The sequence below is a fragment of the Tenacibaculum mesophilum genome (assembly GCF_003867075.1).
GTDB lineage: Bacteria > Bacteroidota > Bacteroidia > Flavobacteriales > Flavobacteriaceae > Polaribacter > Polaribacter mesophilus.
In genome coordinates, this window is record NZ_CP032544.1 from 1,616,777 (window position 1) to 1,635,481 (window position 18,705).

General features: G+C 27.9%; 13 protein-coding genes. 5 read left to right on the forward strand and 8 right to left on the reverse strand.

The genetic code is table 11. The features are described from left to right. The 4 genes from D6200_RS07405 (at window position 1) to D6200_RS07420 (ending at window position 4,831) form a co-directional block, all read left to right on the forward strand. Complete coding sequence (locus tag D6200_RS07405) at window positions 1-702, forward strand: DUF2490 domain-containing protein (RefSeq protein WP_073184619.1); 702 nt, start codon at window positions 1-3, stop codon at window positions 700-702. Between the two features lie 591 nt (window positions 703-1,293). After that, window positions 1,294-2,010 carry an ABC transporter ATP-binding protein gene (locus tag D6200_RS07410; protein WP_073184623.1) on the forward strand — a complete coding sequence of 239 codons (717 nt, stop codon included), beginning with the start codon at window positions 1,294-1,296 and terminating at the stop codon, window positions 2,008-2,010. Window positions 2,011-2,012: 2 nt separating this feature from the next. Continuing rightward, window positions 2,013-3,416 carry a DUF3526 domain-containing protein gene (locus tag D6200_RS07415; RefSeq protein WP_073184625.1) on the forward strand — a complete coding sequence of 468 codons (1,404 nt, stop codon included), beginning with the start codon at window positions 2,013-2,015 and terminating at the stop codon, window positions 3,414-3,416. A 2-nt stretch (window positions 3,417-3,418) separates the two neighbouring features. Continuing rightward, a complete protein-coding gene (locus D6200_RS07420) occupies window positions 3,419-4,831 on the forward strand; it encodes a DUF3526 domain-containing protein (protein ID WP_073184628.1) in 1,413 nt (470 codons plus the stop codon). Window positions 4,832-4,955: 124 nt separating this feature from the next. Here the strand turns inward: D6200_RS07420 and D6200_RS07425 are convergent, their stop codons facing one another. The 5 genes from D6200_RS07425 to D6200_RS07445 all read right to left on the reverse strand — a co-directional run bounded on the left by D6200_RS07425 (window position 4,956) and on the right by D6200_RS07445 (window position 10,966). Next, a complete protein-coding gene (locus D6200_RS07425) occupies window positions 4,956-6,203 on the reverse strand; it encodes a DUF4374 domain-containing protein (protein ID WP_047790180.1) in 1,248 nt (415 codons plus the stop codon). 48 nt (window positions 6,204-6,251) lie between these two features. Further along, window positions 6,252-8,615 carry a TonB-dependent receptor gene (locus D6200_RS07430; protein ID WP_240627213.1) on the reverse strand — a complete coding sequence of 788 codons (2,364 nt, stop codon included), beginning with the start codon at window positions 8,613-8,615 and terminating at the stop codon, window positions 6,252-6,254. Between the two features lie 130 nt (window positions 8,616-8,745). Then, complete coding sequence (locus D6200_RS07435; RefSeq protein WP_073184630.1) at window positions 8,746-10,317, reverse strand: PepSY-associated TM helix domain-containing protein; 1,572 nt, start codon at window positions 10,315-10,317, stop codon at window positions 8,746-8,748. Between the two features lie 20 nt (window positions 10,318-10,337). After that, complete coding sequence (locus D6200_RS07440) at window positions 10,338-10,631, reverse strand: hypothetical protein (protein WP_073184632.1); 294 nt, start codon at window positions 10,629-10,631, stop codon at window positions 10,338-10,340. 2 nt (window positions 10,632-10,633) lie between these two features. Continuing rightward, window positions 10,634-10,966, reverse strand: a complete 333-nt coding sequence (locus D6200_RS07445) for a hypothetical protein (RefSeq protein ID WP_047790183.1) — start codon at window positions 10,964-10,966, stop codon at window positions 10,634-10,636. 182 nt (window positions 10,967-11,148) lie between these two features. Between D6200_RS07445 and D6200_RS07450 the strand changes: the two genes are divergently transcribed. Continuing rightward, window positions 11,149-12,147: a helix-turn-helix transcriptional regulator gene (locus D6200_RS07450; protein ID WP_073184637.1), complete on the forward strand. Its 999-nt coding sequence runs from the start codon at window positions 11,149-11,151 to the stop codon at window positions 12,145-12,147. A gap of 117 nt (window positions 12,148-12,264) precedes the next feature. Here D6200_RS07450 and D6200_RS07455 read toward each other — a convergent pair whose 3' ends face one another. The 3 genes from D6200_RS07455 to D6200_RS07465 are packed head-to-tail and all read right to left on the reverse strand — an operon-like array spanning window position 12,265 to window position 18,705. Then, a complete protein-coding gene (locus D6200_RS07455) occupies window positions 12,265-13,428 on the reverse strand; it encodes a lanthionine synthetase LanC family protein (protein ID WP_073184639.1) in 1,164 nt (387 codons plus the stop codon). Window positions 13,429-13,430: 2 nt separating this feature from the next. Further along, a complete protein-coding gene (locus tag D6200_RS07460; protein WP_073184754.1) occupies window positions 13,431-15,632 on the reverse strand; it encodes a peptidase domain-containing ABC transporter in 2,202 nt (733 codons plus the stop codon). Then, entirely contained in the window at window positions 15,619-18,705 is a 3,087-nt protein-coding gene (locus D6200_RS07465) for a lantibiotic dehydratase (RefSeq protein WP_047790186.1), read from the reverse strand. Before D6200_RS07465 ends, D6200_RS07460 begins: the two co-directional genes overlap by 14 nt.

Sequence of the window (18,705 nt, forward strand, 5' to 3'; positions counted from 1 at the left end):
ATGATGAAAAAATTACTAGCTACAGTATTTTTATTTGTAATTTTTAAGAGTTATGCCCAAAAAGTCGACCAGTTTAATTCATGGTGGTATTATTCTGGTAAGTATCAATTAACTAAAAAGTTCAATATTGAAACGTTATACTCTTGGAGTAGACATAATTTTGTTAAGGATTGGCAGCAATCAAAGTTAAGGATTGGCACAAGTTATGACTACTTAAAAAATCTAAGTTTTGGTGCTGGATATGAATGGGTAGTGCTCTTTCCTTATGGAGCACATCCCGTTCCTACAAAGAGAACTGAACATCGTATTTATGAGTACTTCACCGTAAAAAATAAAATTAAAAAAGTTTCCGTCAATTATGGAATGCTACTAGAACAGCGTATTATGGAAGACAAAACAAGACATAGATTACGATTAATATTTGGTGCAAAAACACCAATCATACGATCTAAAGAGGGTAAAACAATAATAGGCTTGTCATTCTCTAATCAAGTATTTTTAGATGTTGATAGATATGCAAATAATAAAAATTTTAGTCAAAATAGAATTTATGGAGCTTTCGATATTCCCCTAGATGCTTCTTTTACATTAAGTTTAGGATACATGAATCAATACATAATCATAAAAGAAAACCGTATTGAAAACGACCATACTTTAATGATTAAACTTTCTCACAAAATTGATTTTAGAAAAAAACTCTAACATATTCTCTTATAATATAAATTATTACCTCTTAAATATCTCTTTTTAATGTTTATTGAGATTGTTTTTTTTAACTAAGCAATACATACTTATATATAAAGATTTTATTATTTTAGTCATTAAAATAACACATAGCTTGAAACGCTTTAAAGCACATATTGCCCTTATTTTCTTAACAGTCTTTATTAGTGTTAAGCTGGTTGGATTACATGCTCTTACTCATGAAGATAATACAGTGGAGGATTGTAGCAGTTGTGAATACGTTATAGTAGGTAATAAAACTCCTATTATTTGCCTTCAATCAATCACTATAAATTTCACTGCTGTAAATAAACCTATTTTTAATAGTGTTTTTTTCAAAATTACTATATACTTCAAAGACTTTATAAACTATTCTCTTTTTTCCAGACCCCCTCCTATTTATTAGTTCTTTATTAAAATACAGAATTAAACACTGGTAGTTTATCTTAAAATAAGATACTAAAAAACAAAACATTACTACATAATTAATATTTCTATTTTTTAGAGTTTATTAATTACTGTAGTAGTACTAGATATTAATAGAATTAGTTACTTAAAACTTACATATACATGATACAAACAAACAAGCTGACAAAAAAATATGGTGATTTTATTGCTGTAAATAATTTAGACTTACAGGTTAATGAAGGTGAAATCTTATGTTTACTTGGTGCCAACGGTGCTGGTAAATCTACAACAATTAACATGTTATTAAACTTTATTAATCCTACATCTGGAATTGCAAAAATTAATGGTTTGGAGGTTACTAAACATCCAATCAAAACTAAAAATTTCATTACTTATATTCCAGAAAATCTAATGCTATATGCTTCATTATCTGCTATAGAAAATTTAGATTATTTTTTAAAACTCTCTGGAAAAAAAATTGACAAGCCTGAACTTAGTTTATTTTTAGAAGAAGCAGGTTTACAAAAAGAAGCTCATAATAAATATGTCAATACATTTTCTAAAGGAATGAGACAAAAAGTTGGAATTGCTTTAGCAATTGCTAAAGAATCTAAAGTTCTACTTTTAGATGAACCTACATCGGGTTTAGATCCTAAATCTAGTAATGAATTCTCTGATCTTTTATTAAAAATGAAATCTGAAGGAGTTGCTATTTTAATGGCTACTCATGATTTGTTTCGTGCAAAAGATATTGCTACTCACATAGGCATTATGCGTAATGGCACACTACAAAGTACTAAAGCTTCTGATGAAATAACATTATCAGAATTAGAGAAATTGTACTTAGATATTATGAATTTTAAAAATGTAATAGCTTAATTATGAAAACTATTATTTGTAAAGAACTTACTGAACTACGGAGAGATGGACGCTTTGGGTTTTCAATAATCATAATACTTATACTCCTTTTAATTGCTGGTATTACTAGTTATAATCAATTTAAAACTATAAATAAACAATATAGTATTTCTAAAGAAAAGGAAAGGAGTATGTGGGATACACAAGGAGATAAAAATCCTCACTCTGCTGCTCATTACGGCACATATGCTTTTAAACCTAAGTTTGCTTTATCATTATTTGATAATGGTGTGAATAAATATACAGGAAACTCTATTTTCTTAGAAGCTCATAAAAGAAATGAAGCTGCTTATAGTGAAGCTTCGGATCAAACAGAACTAGCAAGGTTTGGTACATTATCTCTCAACTTTGTACTGTTATATTTGATTCCTCTGCTTATATTATTAATGGGCTACAATACTTTTACTAAAGAAAAAGAATTAGATACACTACGTTTGTTAAAAAGTCAAGGTGTTTCACCTGTAAGACTAGCTTTAGGTAAATGGTTTTCTATCTTTATTCCAGTTTTCATATTAAATACAATAGTTTTTCTTGTTGTTGGCATATTCCTTTCTTCCAACAGTTTTACAGGTCTTTTTAGTTGGAACAATTTAAGTCTACTTTATACCTCTTACTTAGTTTATTATATGATTATTGTTACCATAACTATACTTATATCATCAATTAGTAAATCTTCAGGAATTTCTTTAGTTGTAAATATGTCTTTATGGATTCTGTTTTGCTTCATTACACCGAAAATAGCTACCAACTTAGCAAACGACTTTCATCCTTATCCAACGAAACAACAATTTCAAGCTAGCATTAAACAAGATAAAGAAAAAGGACTAGATGGTCATAATCCATGGAGTAAAGAGGCTCAAATTTTAAAAGAAAAAACATTAAAAGAGTACGGTGTAGATAGTATTCAGCAACTGCCTTTTAATTACGATGCTTACAGAATGCAAAAAGGAGAAGAACATGAAGCTAGAGTTTACAAAAAACATTATGGTTTTTTAAAAGAGGTTTTTGAAAATCAAAACACTACTTATCAAAAACTAGCCGTAATTTCTCCTTTTATACCTATTAGAATTCTTTCTATGGATATTGCCAATACTGGTTATATAGCGCATTGGAACTTTACCGATGCAGCCGAAAGTTATAGGGTTAGTACTCAGAAGTTTTTAAATGATGATTTCAAAAACAATTCAAAAACAGGAGACTGGAGCTACAAAACCGAAGCTGATAAGTTTTCAAAACTACCCGAATTTAAATATCATACTCCAAATTTATCTACTATCATTACCTGGAACTTTAAGAACTTTTTTATTCTTTTTATTTGGTTGCTTGTACCTTTTTATTTACTAATTACTTTCTCTAAAAAATTATAATTATGTTTTTCCAAACCATAAATTACGAATTGAAAATTTTATTTAGAAATGGATGGATTACACTTTTAACTGTAATACTTCTTTCTATTATAGGTTTTGCTACATATAATGGACAAAAAAAAGTAAAACAACGTACCGACGATATTATTAAAGTAAAACAAAACTTGGTAGAGAGTGATACTAAAATGCTAAAAAACATTCTTGATATTGAAAACGGTATAGACACAGGACTCCCTTATTGGATGCTCCCTAACAATCCTTCAACTGTTGGTACAAGACACCCTAGGGTTGTTGCTATGGATGCTCAACCTCTATCTTTTATTGCTACAGGTCAAAGTGATTTATACACTCATTTTATGAAGCCAAGCATATTTGGCAATAATTTTGCACTAGATTATACAGAAATTGCTAACCCTGTCCAATTATTGTTTGGTACGTTTGATATTTCTTTTGTATTTATTTTCATTCTACCATTATTAATCATTGCATTTACCTATAATATTTTATCCCGAGAAAAAGAACTAGGTACATTAAGGCTTATCGGATCTCAACCTTTAACAATTAGAAAGTGGTTGATTCAAAAATTAGGTTTTCGTTTTATTTTATTTGCTGGTATTTCTTTAGTTGTTTTTTTAGTTTGTATTTTAATTTTTACAAAAAATGCTCTTTTAAACTTTTCTCAATTATTTGCTACTATTATGTTATTAATTGCTTACGAAGCTTTTTGGTTTTCGCTGGCAGGTATTGTTAATTTAAAGATCAATAATTCTTCTAAAAATGCTTTATCTCTTATTGGTCTGTGGTTACTAATTGTTTTAGTTATTCCTGCAACTGCTAATCAAATTAGTACCTCTATATACCCTACACCTTCTCGCTTAAATATGATTAATGAGATTAGAGAAGCAAATAGAGAAATTGAGAAAAAACAAGATGAAATTTTAGATGGGTATTTACGAGATCATCCTGAGTTAGCTAATAAAGAAAATAAAAATTTTACTTTCTGGCATCGTTATTTTGCCTCACAAGATTTACTTGAACAACAACTTTCTCCTTTATTATTAAACTATAATAAGGCTTTAAAAAAACAACAACAGGTTGTTGATTATTTGAAATATACATCTCCAGCTATTCTCATGCAAGAAGCTTTAAATAAAATTGCTGGAACCTCAGCTAACGATTACGAAAATTATAAACAACAAGTAGTATCTTTCTCCAATAAATGGAGAGACCACATTGTTCCGCTTTTATTTAAAAACAAAAAATACACAATAGAAACCTATGAGAGTCGTCCTACTTTTATATTTAAACCTTTAGAACAGAAAACAACAAAAAACTTAATAGCTATTTTAATGTTGACTTCTGTAGTGATAGTCACTGGTTTTCTTATTAAGAAAAAAACATCTTATTTTAGTTAGTCTTTTACCTTCCTAAAAAAGGGTATAGACTTCATTAGTATAAAAATTAAAAAACCTTGGAATGTACCAAGGTTTTTTTGGATAAACTAAATATTTTAATAATACTCCTATAATAAAAACAATATTAATTTGCAGGATCTAATTTATTAATTGCTGTAATCGTTCCTCCTTCTACTTCGATTCCCTGTGTAGCTTTGGCTGTTCTAGCATCTATATTGTAAACATAACTCCCGTTTTTTGTTGTTATACCAATATAAACTATTCCTTCAGCTTTAGACACATAATGCCCTTTTGATGCAATACTTTCTATTTCTTCTTTTGTAGGAAGCCCAGTTACATCTGTTAACGTTTTTGCATATACATCTACAATAGCCAAATCTTTTCCAGAACTATATGTCCCTTTTGAAGCTGTATCGTGCAAGTTTACTAAAAATTTACCATTTCCTAAATATAAATGAGAAGTAACATATCTATTACCTGAAGCTTCTTCAATGTTATAATAAAAAGCTTGGTCAAATGCTGTTTCTCCTTTTTTTATTCTTGTTATTGCTGATGGTTTTGTAGATGTTATTTCTCCATTAGTTGTTGCTACAGAAGAAGAAAAAGCATATGTATCTCCTTTTTCATCTACAGACAAACCATTGTTAAAATAACGTCCAATATGACTAGTTCTATCGTCATGAATCGTTTTTACATACTCCATTTCTGGATAAGAATACACTGCAATATTGGCTTCGTTAGGGTAGTTCGTTCCAAATCTATCTGTAGAATTTCCTTTAATTGTAAAATAAGGCAAATACACATAATCACCTACTTGAGTTATCCAAGTAAAGAAAGCTAACTCACCATTTTCCTTATTTGCTAAGTCCTTAGTATTAATTTGTCCTTCGGCTACAAATTGTGATGTTCTGGTATCAAGACGGTACCAAGAAGCTATAGGGGAGTCAGAATTTCTTGATATTTTTATTAATAGTAAATCGTCTTTAACTGGCGCAAACGCTTGTACAGTTTCTGATTGGAAGTTAGATAACTTTTCTAATGCTCCTTTATCGTCTAACTGATAGGTTGTAACAGCTCCTGGGTTTCCTTGTCCGTATAATAAACTAAAAAACTTATTATTACTAGTTACATAATAACGATATGTTCCATCTTGCTCAATACCGTTTCCTACTGTGCTAATTTTTCCTTGGGTTAAATTATCTGTTGTAAGTATATAATCTGCAACTCCTTCTGATGCTTTTGGTGTCGCAGTTATTAAGTATTTTGCTCCTTTTTGAGGTGTTTCTCCCTGTTTTGGAGTATTATCATCACTACATGACGTAAAAATTGCCGCTGCAATAAATAAAGCTGAATAAAGGTTTTTGTACTTCATTTGTTTTAATTTATAATTGTTATTTAATTATCTTCTATATATGTGTTCTTAAAAAAAAGTGTATTTAATTTTTCCTGTAAAATTTCTACTAGGTTTTTGTAAACTAAAATTGTCATAAAGCTCAGCATTTAACAAGTTTCTACATTCTAAAGTAAATTGTAGTTTCTTGTTTAATGAGTATGTAAAACTTATATCATGTGATATTTGTTGAGGAATTTCAAGTTTATTACTCCCTAAACTTGGCCAGTACAAATAAAAATCATGAACAAACAACAAGTTATAGGCTACATTTAATTTGTCTTCTTTATTCCATAGATTAGAAAAAGTGTAGCTCACATCAGCATTTCCAAATAAATAAGGCTCGTTAGGAACTCGATCTTTGTAAACAACACTAACTTCTGTTTGATTATCTTCATATTTTGTGTTATTTCTTAAGTTTTGATAAGTTATGTTTGCTCCTAGTGAGACTTGATTATTAAAGTTATATCTTGCCTCTGCTTCTACACCAAGGTTGGTTACACTCGCTAAATTATCCATAACTTGCCTACTTTGATTTTTATTAAGTGTAGGTCTAATGAAATCTTTTGCATCTCTATAAAAACCATTTGCATTAAAATTAAAAGAGTGATTACTGCTTGTATGCTTCCAAAGACTAACTCCTAAATTATAATTATTACTACTTTCTGGTTTTAGACTTAAGTTTCCTTCTAAATTAATTACATCTCCATAAAGTTCATTTGCTTCTGGTAAACGATAACTTTTTTCATAAGAAGCTTTTAATTGTATATCATCGTTTACAAAATATGTTGCAGCAAGCCCATACCCTGTATGATTAAACTTATTAACTTGATTTCTATACGCTACATCTCCGTAGTTTCCACTAGGATTATATGCCTCTGCAAACTTATTACGTTGATAGTATTTTTTTATAAAAGCTGAAGTATTCCAGTTTGAACTTTTAAAATCATAGCCTAAACCCATCACATTTTTCATCACTTTTTTGGGGTGTTCGTAAATTTCGTTATCTGGATTTAACTCATTATGCCCTACTCTATCAAACGTATTAAGAGTATTACTAAATGTAATTTTATGCTTATCATTCAACTTATAGTTTAAGCTTGTTGTTGTAATACCTGCGTTATTTTTGTATTTATATAAAGAATACGAACGTTCTCCTCCAGGGCCATCATATTCTTTAAAATCTCCAAACCAATTGTAACGCCTATGTAACGTATCAATATTTTTTTCTTCTCCCAAGTTGATATTAGCGGTTAACTTAAAATCTAAGTTTTTAAATATAAAGTCGTTCTTTTTATACTTTACACTAGGCATTATAATATTACCTTTTGTATGCCAAGCCCCAAACACGCTTACCATTCTTGCTCCTGTTTGAATTTCTCTATAACTCTGTCCTAGGGTTATACCAAATAATAATTGATCTGCGAACTCAGTATTTACAAAACCTACATTAAAAATGGCTACTTCGTTATGGTAAGTATCATTAAAACGTTTTACTCTTTGGTTGGGAAAATATTCTCCGGTGTTTAAATCAGATACATCAACGTTTACTTTATAATTGTTATCAGAATAGTTTTGAAAAGCATTTAATTGCGCAGTAAACCCAGATTTTGCTACATAAACAGCATTTACATGTGATCTATGAGTATTAAACGAACCTAAAGAATACGAAGCCTCTAAATGACTTTTTTTATGCTGTTGTGTTATAATGTTTACAGCTCCTCCCAATGCATCTGCTCCTAAACCTATAGGTACTACTCCTTTATATATTTCTATGCGTTCTGCTAAACTTATTGGAATGTTATTAATTTGTAGAGATGAACCAAAATTATCCATGGGTAATCCATCAATAAAAAATCGAACTTGATTTCCTCTAAAACCGTTAAGTGAAAAATTCATTCGAGAACCAACTCCTCCACTTTCTCTAATGCGTACTCCTGCTACTCTATCTAACGCATGTCCTAAATCTAAAGAGGTATGATGTAACTGCTTAGCATCAACAACACCTACATTATATGCTTTTTCTTTTACTTTTTTTACGATACTTTTTCCTGTTACAAGTACCTCATCTAACTCTACTGATGATTCTTCTAATTGTATTGATAATACTAGTTCTTCTCCCTCTTCTATCTTAAAAAATAGTTCCTTAGTTTTAAAGCCTACAAAAGAAACTTTAAGCACATATTTTCCTTTAAGCTTACCTTTAAAAAGAAAATGACCATTTATATCAGTTGAAACTCCTTTATTCGTGTCTTTTATAATAACTGTTGCTCCAGGAATTGGTTTTTTCCACGCATCTACTACTGTTCCGGATAATTTAGATTGTGTATATCCTACGAATAAAAATAGAAGGTTAATCGTTATAAAACTTATTGATTTCTTAAATATATTCACTTTGTTTTTATTTAGACTTAATTGAAATTAAAAACAAAATTACTCCTATAAAACTGTAAGCTTTATACGCTAAACGGATAATTAGCTACGCTAAACGGAGTAAATAATACTGATTATTAAGATGATTCTTTTAAAGCTTTTTATTTCTTTTTATTTTGAAGAAAATACTAAATGATGTTATTGAAAGTAGCAACCAAAAAGCATCTACCACAAAAATTTGTGAATATCCTTTTTGCCAAGAAATCCATAGCCAATTGCCTGTAATAGCACCATTTGAGATAGGTACTAGAAATCCTAAAATACTTCCTAATAAAAGTGATATTTTATTGGTAAAGTAATTGTCTTTTTTTACGATAAAAAGTGAGCTTAGTATAAGCCATCCCCAGAAAAATATCTGATAAATAAATACTTTTCTATTGTCTCCATTGCTGTTTGAAAAACATTTAACGGTAATAAAAACAAGAGCAGTTATTGGATATAAGCTTAAACATATAGCCATATAAATATTTACTAGCCAACTATTGAATTTACGTTTGTAATTAGGTACGCTTTTTTTATCTCTTGTAACTAACCAAATAAGTACACCAGATATGATTACAAAACAGGTGATAAAACCCAAAACCAAGTAAATTAATTTCATTCCATAACCACCAAAATCTCCAAAGTGTAATCTTTTTAAAAGATTTGTAGCTCCTTCTATATATGATAAGCTATTTTTTGAATCTTTTGTTTGTACTATATATCCATCTGAAGCTTTGAATGTGATTGATCCTGAACTTAAAAAGTTATCCTTATACTTTGGGTATCCTCCTACTTTTACATGCATATTTGCATCTCCATAATTAAATATTTCGACACTATTTAATTGTAAGCTTGGGTATTCTTTTTTTGTTTTAACTAAAAAATCATTAATAGAAATAGTTTTTTCTAATTCTACTGCTTTGTACTCATAATTTATATCTTTTTCGTAATTCAATGCTTCTGTTAAAGCTTTAGAATTATCATTAAAAATATAGTTTTGCACAGGTGCTAGCATTACCATATAACCAATAATTAGGTATGCGCCTGTAACAGCAAATATAAACTGATATGGTAGTCCTATTACACCCAGTGCAACATGCGCATCTGTCCAAATAGTTTTCCATTTCGTTTTTGGTCGAAATTGGTAAAAATTAGGTACTATTTTTTTCCAGTGAACGATAATTCCTGTTATAATTGCAAACAAAAAGAAAAAAGCTATTAAACCAGCAAAAACATACCCAGATCGTCCATAAAAATTTAATTGTGCAAAAAAATGTAGCCTGTAAAAAAATTCTCCTAAAGAATAGTTTTGGTTATAATTTGCTTTTTTAAAGGTTTTTAAATTTGTATAAAAAAAAGCTCTTTTAGGCTCTTTTTTTGGTGCCAATGTATCTTTAGACTGCCCCATTCTGGTGATTACATTTTGTCCTTCTATATTTCTATAAAAAGAAATGTCTCTACCTTTTAGGTAATACTCTTCTCCTAAATTATTTAATAAAGCATCAAAATCTCCTTCTAAAAAAAAGTTTTTTTCAACGGGCTCATTTCTTTCCCAAGCTATTATTTCATCTCTTAAAAAAGAAATAGATCCTGTAAAAAAAATTACATATAATGCTGCACTTATAACAATACCACTAATGGTATGTGTATGAAACATTATATTATATACTCTCTTAGCCATAATGGTATTTTAATATTTTATTATAATTGATTTGGATTATTTAAGTAAATGACTATAATAAATAGAAGACTAACAAGGGTATAAAGTGCCCATATTTTCCATGCACTTTTGGCTAAAAAGGCTAAAATCATTAAAACCGCCCACATAATAAATCCAAAAAAACGTAGTGTCATTATTACATTTGGTATGTTTAAAAAAGTCATTAACATGATGTGAAAGGTTTCTGTTACAACATATCCTCCTACAAAACCAGCACTTATTTTTGCAATACGCTGGATGGGTGAACTTGTCAAATATTTTTTATTTGCTGGCATAATTATTTAAGATAAACTTCAAGTAATAGTGATAAAATCATCATAACAACTAATATTGAGAATTTTAAAAAGCGTAAAGGTTCAATTAAAACAACTAAACTTGACACTAACATTAATAGAGTTAAATATGAAAATATTCCTGCGCCAAAACCTAAATATAAAATCGCGCTAGTTAAACCAATAATTAACAAGACTACACCTATATACTTTCCTTTTATTTTATTCTCATTAATCCATTTTTGAAGAGGTAAATAAAATGTTAAATCTGCTCTATTTGAAGTACTGTATAAAAAATAAAAACCTGTGAGAGCTAAACAGCCTATAATTGTTAACATGCTATTTTTTTTATAAGTTATAACTAAAATCGATTTTGTCATTTTTTATGTTAAAACTAATTTTACTTATTAAGACTAAATAAAAATAAATTATTTTTGTCTTCTGCAAAACTAATTTTTATTCGAAAATCGGGGGATACGTTAAACGGATAAAAAACATACGTTAAACGGAATAAGAAAGTATGAAGGTTACCATATATAATAATGAAGAAGCTATTTTTGATAAGCTATCTAATATTAAAAATATAAATGATAATTTTTACAAAACCTTAGTAACTAACTTTAATGAAGATAATTTTAAAGGTTGGTATAAGGAGCATGTATTTGAAAACTTCAAAATAGGTTTTGGCTCCATAAAAACTATAAAAGGCTATAAAATATCTTTTAATATTAAAGGAGAAAGTATAGAAATGTTATTTAACTTAAAAGGGAAGTTTACTATACATATACCTGAAATAGAAAGTAAGTATTTTTTTAACTCTAACTCACATAATATTAACTTTTATAGCAATACAAAAGGCTTTTTAGAGTGTGAATCTTCAGAATCTTTTATTGTACGCCTTAACTTATCTCCTTTATTCTTCATTCAGTATTTACCCGATGATATTAGGTTTGATGATTTTAAAAAAATCATTAGTGATAAAAAATTTGGTAAACTTAATTCAGAAAACTGCTTAATAAATTCAAGAATGCATTTTTTGATAAAAGAAGTTATTGCCTCTGAATGGGATAATCATTTTCGAAAAATACATATTACCTCTAAAATATTAGATCTTCTTTTATTACAACTTTATCAGTTTACACCTAGTACTCCTAAAAAAAACACAACAAAGCTAACTACTACTGAAGCTAATAAAATTGAAAGGGTTTATGAATATATACTTAATAATTATACATCTCCGCTAACCTTATCTTTGTTATGTAAAGAAATTGGCACCAATGAATATGCCTTAAAAAAAGGATTTAAAACCACATTTGGTATTACCGTATTTAAATTTATTGCTAATTTAAGAATGAATAAGGCTAAAGAACTATTATTAAAAGGCCATACCGTAAATGAGGTTTCTGAAAAGGTAAGTTATAAAAACCCACAACACTTTTCTACTGCCTTTAAAAAGAAGTTTGGTACTTCTCCTAGTAAATTTTTAAGTGAACTAAGTTTTTATGATATAAAAAATTAATAAATGTCAGTTTTTAATAAAAAAACCCGAAACTTTTTTTGTTTATTTTTTTACTAATTTACTTCTAATTAATAACTACTTGTAAGTGTATTAGCATAGCAGAAATTTTCTAGGGTTTTAAAATTTATACCCTAGAAAAGTTAAAAAGTCGAAGTTTAAATCTTTATTAAAATTAAGGAGTGCTGTTCCTACACCAATTATTCCATGCGACATGGAAAGTTGAGCATTAATATCAAACTTATTAAAAGTTGTGTCAAATCCAGCCCATTCATTATCATGTCTTTTATGTTCTTTTGTTTTTGTATACCAATAGTTTATAGAATCATTAAGAAAATCTTCTTCTAATTCTTTTCTAAACTTTTTTAGTAAAGAAGCAATTCCTAATGAACCATAAAATAAATTAGCATCTGTTAAGTATTTATTTTCATCATCTTTAAAATTAGCTGCGTTTTTTAATGTTTGATTAATTACCTCTTTGTAAACTTCTAAATTACACGCCTTAACTGCTTTATGAATTCCATAGGCAATTCCGAGATCTCCGTAATTTAAATTGAAAGAAAAAGATACGGCATCTTTAACGTTATTTGTACAAAAAGGAAAAAGAAATGTTTTGTCCTTTAACTTAGACTCAACAACATATTTTATAGCTTCATTTATTAGTTTCTTTGTCCTTTTTTTCTCAAATCCTAATCCATATAATTCAACTAAAAAATCTACAATTCCAATGACTCCATGTTTTACTCCTAACTCTACTAAATATCGCCCTTCTCTTTCAATGGTAGAAACCCAATAAATTCCAGTCGTTTTTTTATCTTTTTTTGCTAGTTTTTCTATTTTAGAAAGAATTAATGAAAATAATTCATCGTAATTTTTTCCGGAATGCTTGGCTCTATTTATAAAATAATTACCATACTTCAATATTCCTGTAACTGGGTTTAGATTGTCTTCTTTTAATTTATCTATTAAAAGTTCTTGAAGAATTGAGTCATAGTTATCGAAGTAAAATGCTACTTCTTCTTTTTTTATAACACCTTCTTTGATGTAAAAATCAAGCAGAATTCCTATTTCTATAATATCTGCTATAATATCATTTCCTTTATAGTCTTCATTTAAACCACTGATTGATTTCTCTAAAAAAGAGAGACACTTATCCTTATTATCCTTATAATGATAAAAAAGAGAAACTCCTGCTAATCCGTTAACAACTCCCATAGAAGTTAAAATTCCATAATTATTGTTAATTGATTTTTCTATTTCTAAAATTATATTATTTGTATCCATTTCTAACTTCCTAATTCTAATTGATTTTTTACTAAACTAAAATAGTCTCCTTTCTTACCTACTAATTCATCATGGCTTCCTACTTCACTTACTTTTCCTTTCTTTAACACTACTATTTGATCTGCGTGTTTTACTGTACTAAGCCTATGAGCTATTATTACAACTGTTCTTCCTTTAAAGAAGTTGAATAAATTATCATGAATCTTCTTTTCATTTTCTGCATCTAACGCTGAAGTTGCTTCGTCAAAAAACATGTAATGTGGGTTTTTATAAACCGCTCTTGCTATTAATATTCGTTGCTTTTGTCCTCCAGAAAGTCCACTACCTGAGGCTCCAATTTTTGTATCATATCCTTGAGCTAACGAATCAATATACTCATCAATATTCGCTATTTTTGCTGCCTCTCTTAACCTTTCATAATCAATTTCTTCATCTGATGTCGCTATATTTCTTTTTATTGTATCAGAAAAAATAAATCCATCTTGCATTACTACTCCACAATGTTTTCTTAGACTTCTAGGTGAAATATTTAAAATATTTTGGTCATTATAACTAATATGACCTCCTATAGAGTTATAAAACCTTAACAATAACTTCATTAATGTAGTCTTTCCACTTCCGCTTGCCCCAACGATGGCTGTAACTTTTCCGTCCGGAATGTATAAATCAATATTATTAAGAACAAAAGGAGACCTGGGACCTTCATACTGAAAAGAAACATTACTCAACTTCACACCTGTATTAGTACCATTATTTGATAACTTTAACTCAGAGTATGATTCTTTTTCTTCTGGATCTTCATTTTGTACTTCATTTAACCTTGATAAACTTAATTTTGCGTCTTGTAATGATCTTATAAAATTAATCAATTGATCTACAGGAGAATTCATCATACCTATTATGTATGAAATACTTAATAAAACACCTAAAGTCATGTCTCCGTTTACTACTAAAATTGCTGTATAAAAAGATACTAGTATATTTTTTACGTGGTTTATAAACGTGAAGCCTGATGATTGAATTTGATCTAATCTTAATATTTTTAAATTTATATTAAACAATCTATCTTGAACTGTTTTCCATTGGTTACACTTATACTCCTCAAAAGAGTTCAATTTCATTTCTGTTACTCCATTTAGTATCTCGTATATCGTTTCTTGATTGTTACTGTTTTCAATAAATCTGTTATAATCTAATATTTTTCTTTTCTTTAAGAAATAATGAGACCACAACACAGACAGAAGTGTTAATGATGTATAAATTAATAGTATTGTTATATTATAGTAAGCCAATACTCCAAAGAATACTGAAAAAGTAATCATTGAGAAAAATGTAGTTATTGATTGTGATGTTAAAAAGTATTCTATCCTATCATTATCTTGTATTCTTTGTTGAAAATCTCCGATAAGCTTTGAGTCAAAAAACTTTAAAGGTAAGTCTAGTGTTTTTAACAAAAATTCTGAAATTATTTTAATACTTATTTTGGTTCCTACGACTAATAATGACCAGTTTCTAAAGATTTCTATAACAATTACTCCTAGGTACAAACTTAGCTGAGAGAATAAAATATATTCAATATAGTTTACATCTTTTTTATCAATTCCTTTATCTATTAAGTACTGTGTTAAAAAAGGAAAAACCATATTTATTAAACTTCCTAGAAGCATTAAAACAAATACAAATACCAACTTTTTTTTATGGCTTTTAAAAAAGTCTATAAAGTATTTTAATGATATTTTTTCTGGTTTTTTAAATTCTGTATTTACGAACTTATTTTGTGGTTTTAAGAACAATGCAACTCCTTTTCCATTTTCCCCTAACCATGATTTGGAAAATTTCTCATCATTTAAATTTACAAAACCATGTGCTGGATCTGCTATTTGCCATTTCTTTTTCCTTGCTAATAAATGTGGTCTTTTATGTTCTTTTAGAACTACAAAGTGATTATTATTCCAATGTAAAATACATGGATAATTTAAATTATCTATATCTTTTAACTCTTGTAGTCCTAGAGTAGCTGAAAAAGTCTCAAAACCTAACTTTTTTGAAGCTTCATCTATTCCTAATAAAGAAACTCCTTCCTTTGTTATATAACACTTTTCTCTTAGGTAATTTAGTGATATTTCTTTTCCGTAATGACTTGCAACCATTCCTAAACAAGATGGGCCGCAATCCATTTTATCATATTGTCTAATAAGCTTCATTTTCAACTTGTTTTTGGTTATACTTTCTCTTACCAATCTCTTGGTTATAATATCTTTCTAAAATTCCATACATTATAAGTTCATGAAACCTAGGATTTGCTTGCACAAATCTATTTACATGCATGTGAATATAGCTCCATAGCAAATCATCTAAATTTTCCTTAGCTTCTATGCTCAATTGAACTTCTTTTAACGCTAAATACCTCTCTTTATATATGTTTTTTACCTCAATTTCTGGTATGTTTAATATGCTGTTTATATCTTTTACATATTTTCTAAACTTGTTGTTTACATCTTTTTTTATTGTTTTTACTTTACCATACTCAACCCAAAAACTATTAAACATAGTATTTATAATTTGATGTCTTTTAACTAAACTGATGTCAAAAACATTAAAAAAATCATCTATTGATTTTAAAATAAAAAGCCACCTTCTACTCTCTCCATTATCTTTTAGATATTTTAACATGTTTACGGTGTACTCTGAATCTATATGAAATATAGTTTCAGAACTCTCTATATTTTGCCAATAATACCTTTCCAACTCTCTGTTGTATGTTGACAAGTCTAACTTCCATATTTTTTGTTCTTCTAATAAATGTGATAATTCATTATGAATAATCTTAGACATCTCTGAGTAGTTTTTTTCATTTTTTAAATGAAATCTTAACCTTAAGTGAAAATCTGGATCGGTAAAGCGAATAAAAAACCACTTATCTATTATGCCTGATTCTTTTAATTTTGTTGCTATTCTAGAAATGTTTTCAATTAAAAGTTGATCTGAAGTTATTCTTCCTGTATAAAGCTTAAAATATACCCATTCATCACCGTAAATAAAGGTTCTCTTTACATTATTGTTTTCAATTTTATGTGTAGTAGAAATATTTTTAAATATATTTAATTCTTTTTGAGATTTAACAACTCCAATATATTCATTCGCATAGCTTTCAGGTGTTTCATTATTATGCATATCGTAAATACATTCTGTAACTCTTAAAATTTTATTTTTTTCTATTTCTTGATATAGTATGTTAAGTGTATTGTAGTTTTCAATATCAATAATCATCTTATCTTCACCACCACTAGTTATATAAATATACCTTGGGACACTTTTCTTTATTAAATCTGCTTTTAGGCTTTCTATTCCTTTGTAGTTATCTTTCTTTAATAACCATGTTGCTTTTCTTAGAATTACATCTTTACCGTATGTTAACCTTGGACAATATTCTAAATCCCCTATATTAAACCCTCCAAAGTTTATTGAATAATCATTATGACGATCTTGTGATTGTAAGTCGCATAAAAAATGATAAATAGGCAATGAATTGTAATGATAATTTTGAGCTGAGCTTAAAAAAGGAACAACTTCTTTATTCTCTTTTTTTGATCTAAGAACAATTCTATTTCTTTTCAAGCTAATGTATAAGTCATTTACATCTATAACTTTGGTATTACCAGAAGCTTTTGATATTATACTTATTTCTGCATCTCTATTTACTTTTCTTATTAGTATGTTTCCTGCTCTGTTATTAGGTAGGTGAATAACTTCTGCTACAATTTTATTTTTAAGTAACGACTTTTCAAAATCTGTTACATAATTAATAATCTCTTGAACTTCTGTATCACTATTACTAAATCTTCCTATTAGATTGGTTCCTGTTGTTCCTCCAATGTGTTTAAGATATATTTTATCTTTAGTGTATGAATAAGAAATAGAAAAGGCACCATTTTTTGCTTCATTTTCCTCTTTGAAAATGGTTAAATCTTCTTTTGCTAAATTTATTTCTTTCTTTTCAGGGTTTCGAAGTAATAAATTAAGCCAAAAATTATGAACTTTTGTTTCTACTTTTCTTTCTGATGTAACTTTTCGAACTTGTGGCATAGTCACATCATCTATTAAATCAGAAAATATTACTTCCTCTTTTAAGTGGGGTAAATACCCTATTCCCAACTCATTATCTAAAGCTTCAACTAATGCTACTTCTTTATCTTCATACCTATTATAAAAACTCCTTTTAAATACAGTTAAATTTGAATCTTCTTTTATGTTTTTTTTAGATACCTTAGATAAAACACTCATTAATTTATTTAACTTTATATCTATATTTTCTGTATCATTTATACTTTTGGGAATCTTTTTTAAATTTGAATTAATGACAAATTTTTCTTTAAAATCAACTCCTATTTTTCTTAAATCTTTAAAGATTTCATTATAAATATCTATTGAATTGAAAACTTTTTTATCTAATTCTATCAGCTTTTCTTTAACTTTTATTAATGATGAAAATATTTTTTTTAACTCTTCATCTGTATCTATTTTGGAACTATTTTCTTTATAAAAATTAATTACTTGATTTAAAAGGTCTTCTTCATTTAATGTAGCTTCAAATGAGCTTATATATATTTTTGAATTTATTAAATCTAATAAATAGGCAGTCACCTCTTCTTCTTCTACTCCATCTACTAAATTTAATATCATATTTTTTAATTCTTCAAAAGTCATTGTGTCATTTTCATGTGACACTAAGTAATCTATTAACTCATCACTATCTATTGAAGAAAGTGTGTAACTTATATTTCCTTTAGAAAATTTTGGTTCTATATACCTATACTTGTCTCCTATTTTATATATAGTATTGTTTCTTCTATATTTTACTGTTTGTATAATAATCGGATATTGATTAAGGTGATTTAATAAGTTTAGCAAATACTCTAAATCAATACTTGAATACCTCTTATACTTTTTTTCGTTATCTAAACTACTATTTGAGCTTAAAGTAGTGTAAGAAGTAAAAAGACCAAAAGGCACTGTATTTGAAACTGATCTTAAAAAGTATTTTAGTATAGCTTCGTTTATTTTTCCTCTTTCTTTCTCTTTTTTTACTACTTTTTCCCATTCTTTATATAAACTAGGAGATGATAAATAAACCGCTTCAGAGAACTCCTTATTAAAAAATAAAGAATCTATAAAACTATTTAGCTCTTTTTCTTTTTCAGGAATTTGATTGTATTTATTTAAAGATAGTAATGGTTGTCTGATTATTTTGTTTGGTAATAAACTAATATTTTTCAT

Excerpts from the sequence above, each read along its gene's own strand:
- D6200_RS07405 (WP_073184619.1), top strand. The coding sequence starts at position 1 with ATGATGAAAAAATTACTAGCTACAGTATTTTTATTTGTAATTTTTAAG.
- D6200_RS07410 (WP_073184623.1), top strand. The coding sequence starts at position 1,294 with ATGATACAAACAAACAAGCTGACAAAAAAATATGGTGATTTTATTGCT.
- D6200_RS07415 (WP_073184625.1), top strand. The coding sequence starts at position 2,013 with ATGAAAACTATTATTTGTAAAGAACTTACTGAACTACGGAGAGATGGA.
- D6200_RS07420 (WP_073184628.1), top strand. The coding sequence starts at position 3,419 with ATGTTTTTCCAAACCATAAATTACGAATTGAAAATTTTATTTAGAAAT.
- D6200_RS07425 (WP_047790180.1), bottom strand. The coding sequence starts at position 6,203 with ATGAAGTACAAAAACCTTTATTCAGCTTTATTTATTGCAGCGGCAATT.
- D6200_RS07435 (WP_073184630.1), bottom strand. The coding sequence starts at position 10,317 with ATGGCTAAGAGAGTATATAATATAATGTTTCATACACATACCATTAGT.
- D6200_RS07440 (WP_073184632.1), bottom strand. The coding sequence starts at position 10,631 with ATGCCAGCAAATAAAAAATATTTGACAAGTTCACCCATCCAGCGTATT.
- D6200_RS07445 (WP_047790183.1), bottom strand. The coding sequence starts at position 10,966 with ATGTTAACAATTATAGGCTGTTTAGCTCTCACAGGTTTTTATTTTTTA.
- D6200_RS07450 (WP_073184637.1), top strand. The coding sequence starts at position 11,149 with ATGAAGGTTACCATATATAATAATGAAGAAGCTATTTTTGATAAGCTA.
- D6200_RS07455 (WP_073184639.1), bottom strand. The coding sequence starts at position 13,428 with ATGGATACAAATAATATAATTTTAGAAATAGAAAAATCAATTAACAAT.
- D6200_RS07460 (WP_073184754.1), bottom strand. The coding sequence starts at position 15,632 with ATGAAGCTTATTAGACAATATGATAAAATGGATTGCGGCCCATCTTGT.
- D6200_RS07465 (WP_047790186.1), bottom strand. The coding sequence starts at position 18,705 with ATGAAAAATATTAGTTTATTACCAAACAAAATAATCAGACAACCATTA.